This window comes from Streptomyces sp. NPDC050535 (assembly GCF_044457665.1).
Lineage (GTDB): Bacteria > Actinomycetota > Actinomycetes > Streptomycetales > Streptomycetaceae > Streptomyces.
The window spans coordinates 86075-100060 of record NZ_JBITHE010000018.1 but is presented as its reverse complement, the minus strand read 5'-3'; the positions used below and the strand labels follow the sequence as shown (position 1 = coordinate 100060).

Sequence of the window (13986 nt, the reverse complement as noted above, 5' to 3'; positions counted from 1 at the left end):
ACCTCGTCCGGGTCACCTGGCACCGGATCGGAGTCGTACATCGGCGTCCAGTCCTTTGGACGGGCTGTCACTGCTACTTCTCCTTCTTGTCGCTCTTCTTGGCGTCCCGGAGTGCTTGCGCGAGCTCGTGGTCGATGTCCTCGTAGGCCTTGGCCGCGTTGCCGGTGTACTTGGCGAGGTTCTCGATGTCCTTCATGAGCTTCTTGCGGTTCTTCTTCCAGGTTTCGGAGAAGTCGTCGAAGATGTCCCGCAGTTTGTCGCTGCCGAGGTCGTCGCCGTAGCCGTCGGCGGGATTGCCGTTGTCCTCGAACTCCCGGTGAATACGGTAGAGCGAGTCCGAGCAGTCCTTGATCAGGTCGAGGTCGTATCGAGTTCTGTCCGCCACGGGTCCAGACTTCCTGTCCAACGGTCGAGTGAGGCTACTTCACACACGCGGCCACACCACGGGTGCGGCAGAACGCCCAACGCGCCCCGCCGCACCCGTGTCGGCCCGCGATGCGGAGTCAGCTGCCCTTGGCGCTCTTCGCGAGCTGGTCGTCGAGGTCCTCGTACGCCTGCTTGGCCGCGGTGAGGAACTTGGACATTCCCTCGAGTCCCTCCATGGCCTTCTTCGCACCCTTGGTGAAGTCCTTGAAGGACTCCTCGAACGCCGACGAACCCTTCTGGGTCGTGTAGCCGCCGTTGTCCACGAGCGTCTTGATGCGGTCGTCGATGGTGTCGAGTTCCGTGTGCAGACGGTCCATGTCCTTCAGAAGCTTGCCGGCCTCCTTCTCCATCTCGGCGTAAGTGAGATCTGCGTCCTTCTTGCCCATGACGGCTCCCTCCCGTTCAGATCGCCGCAGGGTCCGCCCCCGTGGCTGCGTTGTGCGGATCGCCCCGCCGTCGGACTGCCGTCCGGCTGCCGTCCGCATGAGCAAAGATCCTACGGGTGGGGCTGTTGGGGACACATGGCCTTTCCGTAACAGGATCGTGAGCGGGCGCACATCCCGTTGCTGCGGGGAAGGAAGGGGCGGCTAAGGTCGCTTCAACTGTGTTCAGCGTTCCGGGGGCGGCCTCTGCCCAGCGAGGAGGACGAACGTGCGCTTGAGTCTGACCGTCGTGGACCCCATCGGCGGCGCCAGTGCCGACGTCGTGCTCGACGCCGATCCGGAGTCGACGGTCGGCGACATCACCCGGGAGCTGGCCCGTCATGTCGGCCTGGGCGACAGCGCGCAGATCATCCCCATCGGCGCCCAGCGAAGCCCCGGAGGCGGGATGGCACAGGCCTTCGTCGACGGCCACGCGCTGGACCCGGGCGCGACCGTCGTGGGGTCCCCGCTGCGCGAGGGAGCCGTCGTCAGTCTGCACGACCCGGCCGGCTGTCTGACCGGGGAGCCCACCGGAGTCGTGGAGTTGCGGGTCGCCGGCGGTCCCGCGGCCGGCGCCGTGCACCGGCTGGGAGTCGGGCGGTACGACATCGGCTCCGGCCCCGCCGCACACCTCCGCGTCGACGATCCCGAACTGGCCGCGCGTGCGGCCACGTTGTCGATCGCAATCGACGGAACGTGCCGGATAGCCCTGCACGGAAGCGACGAGGACAAGCAGGACGTCCGCCTCGACGGCGAGAAGATCGACGGCGACTCCTGGCCCCTCGGCTCGCAACTGGCCCTCGGCAACACCCTGTTGGAGATCGTCGGTTACACCCCGCCGAACGCGGCCCTGAAGTGGTCGGACGACGGCGCCGGTCTCGACTACAACCGGCCCCCGCGGCTGCGTCCGGCCGAGCGACAGACCCACTTCCGGCTGCCCTCGCCGCCCGGAGACTTCGAAGCGCGCCCGCTGCCCTGGCTGATGGCTCTGTTCCCGCTGGTCGGCGCCGTGGTCGCGGCCATGATTTTCCAGCGCTGGTACTACCTGATCATGGCCGGGCTGAGCCCGATCATGCTCTTCGGCAACTACTTCATGGACAAGAAGCACGGCCGGAAGTCGCACGCCAAGCAGTTGAAGGAGTACAAGGAGCACAAGGCGCGGATCGAGAAGGACGCTCAGGACGCGCTGCGCACCGAGCGGCTCGACCGGCGTCAGGCGATCCCCGACCCCGCCTCCGTACTGAACTTCGGCACCGGCCCGCGTACCCGGCTGTGGGAGCGGCGCCGCACCGACGCCGACCACCTGGTGATGCGGGTCGGAACCGGCCGGGTGCCGTCCGTGGTCGTGCTCGACGACCCCGAGCAGGACGACCACAAGCGCCAGGTCACCTGGGACATCGAGGACGCGCCGGTGTCCCTGCCGCTCCGGGATCTCGGCGTCATCGGCATCGCCGGACCCGGTGACTCGGCCCACGCGCTGGGGCGGTGGGCCGTCGCCCAGGCCGCGGTCCTGCACAGCCCGATGGACGTGCAGTTCTACGTGCTGACGGAGAACGAGGCGCACACCCGCTGGGACTGGACACGCTGGCTGCCGCACGCGCGCCCGTCGGGCGGCCAGGACGCCAACGTGCTGATCGGCACGGACTCCGAGACCGTCGGCGCCCGCGTCGGCGAGCTCACGCAGTTGCTGGACGCGCGCCAGAAGGCCCTCAAGGAGGCGGGCGGTTCCGGTGCCTCTCTCAGCGACGCCGACATCGTCGTCGTATGGGACGGGTCCCGTCGGCTGCGGTCGATGCCGGGTGTCGTACGGCTGTTGCGGGAGGGTCCGGCCGTCGCCATGTACGCGATCTGTCTGGACGAGGAGGAGCGGTTCCTGCCCGGCGAGTGCCAGGCCGTGGTCGTCGCCGAGCCCCTGCGAGCCGAGGAACCCTCCGGCCGGGCCGCCGGGTTCGCCGCCGCGGCGCCGCCCTCCGGGGGCGGGTTCCCGTCCTTCCACGCCTGGCACCAGACCTCCGAACAGACCGCCAAGGACGCGGAGAAGGCGCTCGAACTGCGGTTGCGGGTCGAGCAGAGCGGCCACCGCCGGATGACCGGCGTACGGCCCGACTTCGTCTCCCCCGCCTGGTGCGCGCGGCTGGCCCGCTCGCTCTCCCCGCTGCGTGACATCAGCGGCGAGACCGAGGACTCGGCGCTGCCGGGCTCCAGCCGGCTGCTCGACGTCCTCCAGCTGGAGCCGCCGACGCGGGACGCGATCGCCGCCCGCTGGCGGATGGGCGGCCAGTCGACGATGGCCGTCGTCGGGGAGTCGTACGACGGTCCCTTCGGCATCGACATCCGGCGGGACGGGCCGCACGGTCTGATCGCCGGTACGACCGGCTCCGGCAAGTCGGAGCTGCTCCAGACCATCGTGGCCGCGCTCGCCGTCGCCAACACCCCCGAGAACATGACCTTCGTGCTGGTCGACTACAAGGGCGGCTCGGCGTTCAAGGACTGTGTGAAGCTGCCGCACACCGTGGGTATGGTCACCGACCTCGACGCGCACCTCGTCGAGCGGGCCCTGGAGTCGCTCGGCGCCGAGCTGAAGCGGCGCGAGCACATCCTCGCCGCCGCCGACGCGAAAGACATCGAGGACTACCAGGACCTGGTGCGCCGGGATCCCTCGAACCCGTCGGTCCCCCGACTCCTCATCGTCATCGACGAGTTCGCCTCGATGGTGCGTGACCTGCCCGACTTCGTCACCGGCCTGGTCAACATCGCCCAGCGAGGCCGCTCGCTCGGCATCCACCTGCTGCTCGCCACCCAGCGGCCCAGCGGTGTCGTCTCGCCCGAGATCCGGGCCAACACCAACCTGCGGATCGCGCTGCGGGTGACGGACGGCAGCGAGTCCAGCGATGTCATCGACTCGCCCGAGGCCGGTCACATCTCCAAGAACACACCCGGTCGCGCGTACGTGCGTCTGGGGCACGCCTCCCTCATCCCCTTCCAGTCCGGCCGGGTCGGCGGGCGGCGGCCCGGGGCGGCCGATCCGCGGGCGCTCGCGCCGTGGGCGGGACCGCTCCAGTGGGAGGACCTCGGGCGGGCCGCACTGGTGAAGCCGAAGGCCGAGGCCCGCCAGGAAGAGGAGATCACCGACCTCAAGGTCCTGGTGGACGCCGTACAGGAGGCCAATCAGGTATTGGGGATCCCGGCGCAGCACAGCCCCTGGCTGCCCGCCCTGGAGGAGACCCTCCTGCTGGACGCCATTCCTCCGGTCCGCAGCGCGGGTGCGCTGCCCGCCGCGCCGTACGGCGTCGAGGATCTGCCGGCCGCCCAGGACCGTCGCCCGGTGGCCGTGGACTTCGCCACCTTCGGACACCTGCTCGTCGGCGGCGCGCCGCGGACGGGCCGCTCGCAGCTGCTGCGGACGATCGCCGGTTCACTGGCCCGTACGCACTCGGTCGCCGACGTCCATCTGTACGGGATCGACTGCGGCAACGGCGCCCTCAACGCGCTGACCCGGCTGCCGCACTGCGGGGCGGTCGTCGGACGAAACCAACTGGAGCGGGTGGTACGGCTCTTCGCCCGCCTGAAGGGTGAACTCACCCGCCGCCAGGACCTGTTTGCCGACCAGGGTTACGCCGACATCGGCGAGCAGCGGACCGCCGCGACCGAGGACGAACGGCTGCCGCACATCGTGCTGTTGCTCGACCGCTGGGAGGGCTGGCTGCCCACGCTCGGCGAGTACGACCACGGTGACCTGACCGACCAGCTCATGGCGATGATGCGGGAGGGCGCGAGCGTCGGCGTCCATGTGGTGATCACGGGTGACCGGCAGATCCTGTCCGGGCGGATCGGCTCGCTGACCGAGGACAAGTACGGTCTGCGCCTCGCCGACCGGGGCGACTTCTCGATGCTGGACATCAACTCCCGCAAGGTTCCCGAGGAGATCCCGCCGGGCCGTGCCTTCCGGAACGAGACGGCCACGGAGACGCAGTTCGCCCTGCTCTCCGAGGACACGACCGGTCAGGGCCAGGCCGCCGCGCTGATCTCCATCGGCGAGGACGCGGCCGCCCGTGACGTGGCCGTACCGCGTTCCCGCCGGCCCTTCAAGGTCGACGTCCTGCCGAGCCGGATCTCCTTCGCGGACGCCTGGGCGATGCGTGACACGGAGACGAGCACGTCCCCGCTGTGGGCGCTCGTGGGCGTCGGCGGCGACGAACTCACCGCTTTCGGCCCCGACCTCGCCGAGGGAACTCCCGCCTTCGTGATCGGCGGGCCCGCCAAGTCCGGCCGCAGCACGATGCTGCTGAACTTCGCGCGCTCCTACCTAGGACAGGGCGTACGCCTGGTGCTCGCCGCGCCGCGCCAGTCGCCGCTGCGCGAACTGGAGGGCCAGGAAGGTGTTCTGAAGGTCTTCACCGGCCGCGACATCGAGGACGACGACCTCGAGGAGGCCATCGCCTCGGCGACACCGGAGCAGCCCATCGCCGTCCTGGTCGACGACGCCGAGGTGCTCGACGACTGCGACGCGGAGGACGTCTTCAAGAAGATCCTTCAGAGCGGCGTAGAGGACGGTCTCGCCCTCGTCATCGCCGGTGACGAGGAGGAGATCTGCGACGGGTTCTCCGGCTGGCAGGTCGACGCGAAGAAGGCCCGCCGCGGAATCCTGCTCTCGCCGCAGGACTCGTCCGCGGGCGACCTGATCGGCATCCGTACGACGCGGAGCATGGTCGGCGGCCCCATCGCCCCCGGAAAGGGCATGCTGCACCTGGGCAGCGGCGAGCACATCACGGTCACCACACCGATGTGACGGTCCCGGCCGTACGGCGGGACGGGAAGCCGGGAAGCCGGGAGGGCGAGAGGGGTGAGCGGGTCAGCACGGCCGAACTGGATCAGCGGCCGTTACCCCTACGTCTCCCTCGTGGGCCTGGCCGCGACCGTCGTCGGCGCGGTGCTGCTCCTCGCGGCCTGCACCGCCTATGACAAGCGCCGCCGCGCCACCGGCGCCAAACCCCCGTCCGCTACTTGACCTTGTGCATCCTGGCCACCGGATCCCCCGCCTCCGCGTTGTCCGTCTCGTACTTGAGGTCGTCGCCGACGGGAGTCAGGCGTACCTCGTGTTCGCCCGTTGTGCAGACGTCGCGGTTGGACTTGTCGGCGACGCTCGTGGCGATGAGCTGCTTGGACGTGACCTGTTTGAGGATGAGTACGTCGTCGCAGATGCCGCCGATCTGGTCGGTCTGGCGGAAGGTGCCCAACTCCTCGCCCACGGCGGCCTGGTGGACGGTGACGCGGATGACGCCCATGGGGAGGGTGCCGCTGAGGGCCAGGCCGTCGCCTTCCCAGGTGCCGAGGTAGGAGGCGGGGACCGGCCCGCCCTCGGCGGCCGGCGCGCTGGCCGACGCGGTGGGGCGGGGGCTCGCCGCGGAGTCGCTCGAATCGTTCGACGAACCGCCGCCCGGCATCAGGTCGAACAGGAACGCCGAGCCCACCATCACCGCCGCCAGCGCTCCCGCGACCGCCAGGGCGACCGTGCAACTCACCCTGCGGCCACGGCCGTTCACCCCGGTCGCGGAGGTGGCGGCCACGCTGACGGAGACCTTGCCGGGGCGGTCGACGCTCGGCGGCGTCGCGTCACGCGGCTCGCGCGGGTCCGGTAGGTAGGCCCCGCGTTCGTCCGGTGGGTAGGCCCCGCGCCGATCCGGTACGTAGGCAGGGCCGACCGGCGTCATCACCGGCGGCGGCCCGAACTCCCCGGCCACCGAAGGACGGCCGTCACCGATACCCACCGAAGGACGTCCGTCACCGACCCCCGTCGAAGGACCGTCAGCGCCGCCCCCCGCCGAGGGGCCGCCACCGCCGGCCCCCGCCGCAGGAGAGCCGTCCCCGGCCCCCACCGAACGCCTGCTGAACTCCACCGGCCCCGAAGCCGGCGGCCACCCCGTCTCCGCCGTGTCCAGGTTCAGCAGCCGTACCGCGCTGCGGCTGACCTGTTCCACCATCGGGCCCGGCAGCCAGCCCGCCGCCACCAGCCGGGCCGCTCCCTCCGGGGCGAGCTTCCGGGCCACGGCATCCGGGGCCGGACGAGCGGCCGGGTCCTTGGCCAGACACTGGGCCACCAGGTCACGCAACTCGCCGTCCAGAGAGCCGAGTCGGGGTTCCTCGTGCACCACCTTGTAGAGGAGGGAGGCGGAGGAGTCGCCGGGGAACGGCGGCTCGCCGGTCGCCGCGTGTGCCAGCACCGCGCCCAGCGAGAAGATGTCCGCCGGGCCCGCGACCGTCCTGCCGAGGATCTGCTCGGGTGACATGTAGCCGGGGGAACCGACCGAGACGCCCGTCGAGGTGAGCGAGGCCGTGCCGTCCGTGGCGCGGGCGATGCCGAAGTCGATGAGCAGCGGGCCGTCGAGGGTCAGCAGGACGTTGGACGGCTTGACGTCTCGGTGGACGAGGCCCAGCGCGTGCACCGCCGAGAGCGCTTCGGCGAGGCCGGCTCCCAGGACCCGTACGGAATGCGGCGGAAGCGGGCCGCTGTCGGCGATGGCGGCCGCGAGTGACGGGCCGGCCGCGTATCCCGTCGCGACCCACGGGACCGGGGCCTCCGGGTCCGCGTCCAGGACCGGGGCCGTCCACGCGCCGCCCACCCGTCGCGCGGAGTCGACCTCGCGGCGGAAGCGGGCGCGGAACTCCTCGTCGAGCGCGAAGTGCGGGTGCACGATCTTGACCGCGACCGTACGGCCGCCCGCGCTGCGGCCCAGATACACCCGGCCCATGCCGCCGGACCCCAGCCGGCCGAGCAGCCGGTAGGGCCCAACGACAGTGGGTTCGTCGACTCCGAGCGGCTGCATGGCGCTCATCCCTCCCCCGTACGCACTGCTGCTAGCAGAGTAGTGCCGCGAGCCCCGGGGGCCTCAGGGCTCCAGCAGCCGGACGTTCACGTCGGACGGGAAGCCGGTGGTCTCACCGACCCGGCGGGCGAACTCCCGTACGGCGGCGAGCTGCGGGTCGCCGAAGCGGAAGTCGAGGGTCGTGAAGTACTGCTCGAGGACCCGCTCGTCGAAGGCCTCCCAGCGCGCGGCCTGTTCGGCGACCTTGCCGACCTCGTCCAGGGACAGGTCCCTGGACGCCAGGAACGCCTCGTGCACCTTGCGGGTGACGACGGGCTCGCGCTCCAGGTAGTCGCGGCGGGCCGCCCAGACGGCGAAGACGAACGGCAGGCCCGTCCACTCCTTCCACATGGCGCCGAGGTCGTGCACCTCCAGGCCGAGTTTCGACCCCTCGCTCAGGTTGGCGCGCAGCGCCGCGTCCCCGATGAGTACGGCGGCGTCGGCCTCCTGCATCATCACCGGGAGGTCGGGCGGGCAGGTGTAGTACGACGGCTGCACGCCGACCTGCTCGGCGAGGAGCAGCTGGGCCAGCCGCACCGACGTGCGCGAGGTCGAGCCGAGGGCGACGCGGGCGCCGTCGAGCTGGTCGAGGGGGACCTGCGAAACGATCACGCAGGACATCACCGGGCCGTCACAGCCGACGGCGATGTCCGGGAAGGCGACGAGGTCGTCGGCGTGCTTGAGGAACTCGACGAGCGTGATGGGCCCGATGTCGAGGTCGCCCTGCACCAGCTTCTCGCTGAGCTTCTCGGGGGTGTCCTTGGTGAGCTCGAAGTCGAGGAGCGTGCCTGTTCTCGCGAGCCCCCAGTAGAGGGGCAGGCAGTTCAGGAACTGGATGTGGCCGACGCGCGGCCGGTTGCGAGAATTGTCCACATCGCGAGGCTAGCCCCATTGAGGTACGGTGCATGCTTCGGGTCCCTGAGTGGTTTCGAAACCACCCGGACCCCTCGTGTCAACCCCTGTGACAGACCCTGATCCACTACGCCGTCAACCCCGACCCGATGCTGGTCAAACCTCCGGGTGACGTGATCTTGCCCTCTATTGCTTTCGGCTGCCCTGGTGGCTAAGCTCGCCGCAAGTTGCAGTTTGGTTTCCCTTGCAGTACAGAGCCTGCGGAGCATGTGACCGCGGGCTCTCGTCGTTTTCAGAAGAATGCAGTTGTTTACACGCAGATGTTTACACCTTGCAGGTTCTGGAGCAGGGCAACCCTTTGGGCCCAGGGAGGGCTTATGGCTACCGGAACCGTGAAGTGGTTCAACGCCGAAAAGGGCTTTGGTTTCATCGCCCAGGAAGGCGGAGGACCGGACGTCTTCGTCCACTACTCCGCGATCAACGCCAACGGTTTCCGTTCACTCGAGGAGAACCAGTCGGTCTCCTTCGACGTGACGCAGGGTCCGAAGGGCCCGCAGGCGGAGAACGTAACCCCGCTCTAAGCCTGCGGCTCCCTGAGCCCAGTGCTTTGAACAGGATCGATTAGCAGTACCCAAGGAGCCCCGCGCCGGCCTGTCGCGGGGCTCCTGCCTTTGCCCCGCCAGGACGGGCCCCTCGCCCCCGCCTACTTCTCGTACTCCGCGTACAGGCCCTCGATCTCCTGGGCGAAGTCGCGGGCGATGTCCTCGCGCTTCAGCTTCATGGTGGGCGTCAGATGCCCCGCGTGCTCCGTGAAGGCGCCCGCGAGGACGGCGAAGCGGCGGATGGACTCGGGGCGGGAGACGAGCTTGTTCGCCTCGTCGATGGCGCGCTGGAGGACCGAGAGGAGTTCCTCGTCGTCGACGAGCAGCTCGGCGGGGACCGCGTGCTTGCCGTTCATCTGACGCCAGTGGTTGATGCCGTCGGGGTCGAGCGTGACGAGGGCGGTGACGAAGGGGCGGTGGTCGCCAAGGACCATGCACTGGGCGATGAGGGGGTGGGCGCGGAGCCAGTCCTCCATGGGCGCCGGGGCGACGTTCTTGCCGCCCGCGGTGATCAGGATCTCCTTCTTGCGGCCGGTGATGGACAGGTAGCCGCCGTCGTCCAGTTCGCCGATGTCGCCGGTGGCGAACCAGCCGTCCGGGGCCGCGTCGGTCACGCCGCCCGCGTGCGGATCCCAGTAGCCGCGGAAGATCTGCCCGCCGCTCAGCAGGATCTCCCCGTCGGCCGCTATCCGTACCCGGGTGCCCGGCAGGGGCCGGCCCACCGTGCCCAGCCTGGGCTTGTTCGGAGGCGTGACGGTGGCGGCCGCGGTGGACTCCGTCAGGCCGTACCCCTCGTAGATCTCGATGCCCGCGCCGGCGTAGAAGGCGGCGAGGCGGCGGCCGAGCGGGGAGCCGCCGCAGATCGCGTAGCGGACCCGGCCGCCGAGGGCGTTGCGGATACGGCGGTAGACCAGGGGGTCGTAGAGGGCGCGGGCGGTGCGCAGGCCGCGGCCGGGGCCTGAGCCGGTGCCGTGCTGGCGGGCCTCCAGCGCTTCTCCGTAGCGCTGCGCGATGCGCGCCGCCCGGTCGAAGGACGAGCCGCGGCCCATCTTCTCGGCCGTCGCGCGGCCCGTGTTGAAGACCTTCTCCAGGACGTACGGGATGGCCAGCAGGACCGTCGGTTTGAAGGAGGCCAGGTCGGCGAGCAGGTCCTGGGTCTGGAGGCTCGGCGAGTGGCCCAGTTTCACGCGGGCGCGCAGACAGGCGACCGCGACCATCCGGCCGAAGACATGGGAGAGGGGGAGGAAGAGGAGCATCGAGGCCGCGTCCTGGGTGCGGGCCCGGAAGATCGGGTAGAGCAGTTCGACCGCGTTGTCGATCTCGGCGAAGAAGTTCCCGTGGGTGATCGCGCAGCCCTTGGGGCGGCCCGTCGTGCCCGAGGTGTAGATGAGGGTGGCGAGCGTGTCGGGGCCCAGCACCCCGCGCCGTACGGCCACTTCCTGGTCCGGCACGTCCCGGCCCAGCTCGGCCAGCCGCTCCACGTGCCCCTTCTCGAAGACCCACATGTGCCGCAGGTCGGGGATCCGGTCGCGCTCCGGGCCGAGGGCCGCGGCCTGCGCCACGGACTCGGTGGCGAGCGCGACGGCTCCCGAGTCCTGGAGGATCCAGCGGACCTGGAAGACCGAGGAGGTGGGGTAGACGGGGACGGTGACCAGGCCCGCCGCCCAGGCCGCGAAGTCCAGGAGTGTCCACTCGTAGGTCGTCCGCGCCATGATGGCGATGCGGTCGCCGGGGACGAGCCCTTCCGCGATCAGGCCTTTCGCCACCGCCTGCACCTGGGCCGCGAACTCGGCCGCGGTCACGTCCGTCCACTCGCCGTCCGCGCCCTTGCGGCTGAGGACCACCTCCTGCGGGGCGGCGGTCTCGTTGTCGAACGGTATGTCCGCGAGGGAGCCGTGGGTCACCGGGGCGACCAGCGGCGGTGTGGCCACCTCGCGCACGACCCCGTCCAGCCGCTTGATCTCGGGCTCCGGCTGCGGAGATTCGGAGGTGTACTGGCTGGACACGGGGTGGCTCCTTGTCGGCCGTGGGCCGGGGCGTGTTGAGGGGCTCGAATCCTCATACGTGGCTGGGGAGTTCGGGGTTCAAAGGGAGGCGCGGGGATGTTTGGAACCGGCCGAGGTGGGGATCGTACGGTGCCCGCGTGTGGGGTTTGTGGGGCTTGAGGGAGGGCGGCGTGCGAGTTACCGCGGGTACTTCGGGGGTGGGTGGGGTGCGTGATCCCCTGCCGGGTGCGGTTTCGCCGGTCCGGGGTCCGACATGGGCTTACCCGGGGTAACCTTACTTCTCCGTAGGCAGCTGTCCGCCGGTGCCGAGCCTGAGTTTCCTCGCCCCCTCCGCCCCTGCCCGTTCCGTCTCCGGGGGCTGCCGCCCCCAGACCCCCGCTTTGGCCTGAACGGCCTCGTCCTCGAAGGCCGGACGGGCCGAAGGGTCCCGGACGGGCCGAAAGGAGCTCCCGTGCATCTTCTCCTCGCCCGCGCCGCTCTGCTCTCCCCGCTGAAGCGGCCCCGGCCGGACGCCGCCGTGCCCGATGTCCGGCTCACCGTGCCGGGGGTCCGGGTGGACCTGGCGCGGCTGGCGGCGTACGAGCGGGTGTGCGGGTTCGCGACCGGGGCGGAGGCGATGCCGGTCACGTATCCGCAGGTGCTGGCGTTTCCGCTGACGATGCGGGTCATGGCGCGGCGGGCGTTTCCGCTGCCGGTGCTCGGGCTGGTGCACACCTCGGTGGAGATCACCCGGTGGTGCGCGCTGCCGGCCACCGGGGAGTACGAACTCAGCGTGCGTGTCGAGGGGTTGGCGCCGCACCGGCGCGGTACGGAGGCGACCGTGGTGACCGGGGCGCGGCTCGGGGGCGGGCTCGTCTGGGAGTCGAGGAGTACGTATCTCGCGCGGCACTCGACGACAGCGGCCGGCGCTCCGGACTCCCGGCAGGCCGACGGGGCCGCACCGCCCACGCCACCCGCACCGTCCGCACACTCCACGCCGTCCACGCACTCCGCACCGCCAACGCACTCCACGCCGTCCGCGCCGCTGCCCGCGGTCGCCGAGTGGCGGCTCGCCAAGGATGTCGGGCGGCGGTACGGGGCCGTGTCCGGGGACCGCAACCCCATCCACCTGTATCCGCTCACGGCCCGCCTGTTCGGCTACGCCCGCCCCATCGCGCACGGCATGTGGACCGTCGCCCGCTGCCTCGCGGAACACCCCGCCGGCGGTGAACCCCTCACCGTCCGGGCGGATTTCAAGGCACCGGTGCTCCTCCCGGCGACGGTGACCTACGCGGCCGAGGGCGGCCGTTTCGAGCTCCGTGGCGCGGAAGGGGAGGCGAGGCCCGCGCCGCATCTCACAGGCGAGGTACAGCCGGCTCTCGGGTGAAGTCCTGAGGCGGGAGGACATTCACAGGAAACCCCCAGCAACCCCTAGGTCTTTTCAAGCCCTCGCTCATTCCACGCTCAGACACCCTTCCTAGCCTCGGTTCATTCGCCGGAACCGCGCCAGGAAGGCTCCCGAGCCATGCCCTCCACCCCGAGACGTGTCGTCGTCCTCGCCGATTCGGACACCCGCTGGAAGTGGGGCGCCTCCGTCGCACGGCAGATCGCTCCCGAGCACACCCTCGACGCGTACTTCCTGCGCACCCGGGCCACCCCGACGGAACGGCAGCTCGCCGAGGTGGGCATCCGGCCGGACAGCCAACGCGAGGTCACACCCGCCGAGTTGGTCGACGACGAGGAGTTCGCGAGCGCCGACATCGTGGTCCTGGCGATCATCGGCGGCACGGCGCTCGCGCTCGTCCACAGCCTGGGTCTGGCGTGGCAGGCGCGCGCCACCCGGCCCGTCACCGTCACCGGCTATGTCGGAGTCGTCTACGAGAAGATGGTCGACGGCCTGCTCACCCGCGCCGGCGCCGATGTCGTCCTCGCCAACAGCGCCTACGACAACGACCGGTTCCGTGACGTCTTCGCCAACGTGGGCGTCGACCCGGACACGGTCGTCGAGTGCGCGCTGCCCTTCCTCGGCGGCGACCCGTACGTGCCCTCCCCCGACCGCCCCTTCACGCTCACCTTCGCCGTGCAGCCCTCGGTGCCCAGGAGCAGGGGGGAGCGGCTCACGCTCCTGGAGCGCGCCGCCGCCCACGCCAGGCGGCATCCCGAACGCCTCGTCCTGATGAAGCTGCGCAGCCTGCCGGGCGAGCACACGACGCACGTCGAGGCGAACCCGTACCAGGAACTCATCGGGGACCTGGCCGAGCCGTCCCCGCACAACCTCCAGCTCGTCTACGGGAACATGGGCGAAGTCCTCGACCGTACCGACCTGTTGGTGACGGTCAGCTCCACGGCCGCGCTGGAGTCGATGCACCGGAACATCCCCACCGCGATCCTCACCGACTTCGGTGTCCGGGAGGCGCTCGGCAACCACTACTTCGTGGAATCGGGCTGCCTCGCCTCCTGGGACGAGCTCGACGCCGGTGCGCTGCCGCGGGTGGACCCGGCGTGGGCGGCGGCGCAGGGCATCGGCAAGAGCGACCCCTACGCCGCCACGCGCGCCCGTATCGCCGCGCTGCGCGCCGCGGGTCCGCTGCCGCAGCTGCGGCCCTACTACTCGCCCCAGCGAGCCGGTATCTACCTGGGCGGCCTGCTGGAGCGCAACGGTTTCGACGAGAAGGGCAGGCCGCTGCCCGGGGGAACCGGCGACGGCACGCTCAAGTCGGCCGTCCGCGGCGTCACCCGGCGTGGCGCCAAGCGGCTCTACCGCATGGGCTACCAACGGGTCGCTCCTGCGCTGCGCCGCTGGGGACAGACCTGAACCCCACACCAGCAGCACCCC

The 13986-nt window shown here is 70.7% G+C and carries 10 protein-coding genes; 5 read left to right on the top strand and 5 right to left on the bottom strand.

Features of this window, described 5'->3' with window-relative positions:
* Nucleotides 1-73: 73 nt before the first annotated feature.
* Nucleotides 74-385, bottom strand: a complete 312-nt coding sequence (locus ACIBLC_RS31630; RefSeq protein WP_399214757.1) for a hypothetical protein — start codon at nt 383-385, stop codon at nt 74-76.
* A 118-nt stretch (nt 386-503) separates the two neighbouring features.
* Nucleotides 504-812: a WXG100 family type VII secretion target gene (locus ACIBLC_RS31625; RefSeq protein ID WP_383678526.1), complete on the bottom strand. Its 309-nt coding sequence runs from the start codon at nt 810-812 to the stop codon at nt 504-506.
* 265 nt (nt 813-1077) lie between these two features.
* On the opposite strand from ACIBLC_RS31625, the gene ACIBLC_RS31620 reads away from it, so the two are divergent.
* Complete coding sequence (locus tag ACIBLC_RS31620; protein ID WP_399214756.1) at nt 1078-5637, top strand: FtsK/SpoIIIE domain-containing protein; 4560 nt, start codon at nt 1078-1080, stop codon at nt 5635-5637.
* 54 nt (nt 5638-5691) lie between these two features.
* A complete protein-coding gene (locus tag ACIBLC_RS31615; protein ID WP_399214755.1) occupies nt 5692-5856 on the top strand; it encodes a hypothetical protein in 165 nt (54 codons plus the stop codon).
* Here the strand turns inward: ACIBLC_RS31615 and ACIBLC_RS31610 are convergent.
* Nucleotides 5849-7672, bottom strand: coding sequence for a serine/threonine-protein kinase (locus tag ACIBLC_RS31610; RefSeq protein ID WP_399214831.1), 1824 nt, complete (start codon nt 7670-7672; stop codon nt 5849-5851). The genes ACIBLC_RS31615 and ACIBLC_RS31610 overlap by 8 nt on opposite strands.
* A gap of 63 nt (nt 7673-7735) precedes the next feature.
* The gene (locus ACIBLC_RS31605; RefSeq protein WP_399214754.1) at nt 7736-8584 is read right to left on the bottom strand and encodes a menaquinone biosynthetic enzyme MqnA/MqnD family protein; all 849 of its coding nucleotides are present in this window, start codon (nt 8582-8584) and stop codon (nt 7736-7738) included.
* A 356-nt stretch (nt 8585-8940) separates the two neighbouring features.
* On the opposite strand from ACIBLC_RS31605, the gene ACIBLC_RS31600 reads away from it, so the two are divergent.
* Complete coding sequence (locus ACIBLC_RS31600; protein ID WP_037627265.1) at nt 8941-9144, top strand: cold-shock protein; 204 nt, start codon at nt 8941-8943, stop codon at nt 9142-9144.
* A gap of 122 nt (nt 9145-9266) precedes the next feature.
* Here the strand turns inward: ACIBLC_RS31600 and ACIBLC_RS31595 are convergent, their stop codons facing one another.
* Nucleotides 9267-11171, bottom strand: a complete 1905-nt coding sequence (locus ACIBLC_RS31595) for an AMP-dependent synthetase/ligase (protein WP_399214753.1) — start codon at nt 11169-11171, stop codon at nt 9267-9269.
* 451 nt (nt 11172-11622) lie between these two features.
* On the opposite strand from ACIBLC_RS31595, the gene ACIBLC_RS31590 reads away from it, so the two are divergent.
* Complete coding sequence (locus tag ACIBLC_RS31590; protein ID WP_399214752.1) at nt 11623-12537, top strand: MaoC family dehydratase; 915 nt, start codon at nt 11623-11625, stop codon at nt 12535-12537.
* 138 nt (nt 12538-12675) lie between these two features.
* Nucleotides 12676-13965, top strand: a complete 1290-nt coding sequence (locus ACIBLC_RS31585) for a DUF6716 putative glycosyltransferase (protein ID WP_399214751.1) — start codon at nt 12676-12678, stop codon at nt 13963-13965.
* The last annotated feature ends 21 nt before the right edge of the window (nt 13966-13986 follow it).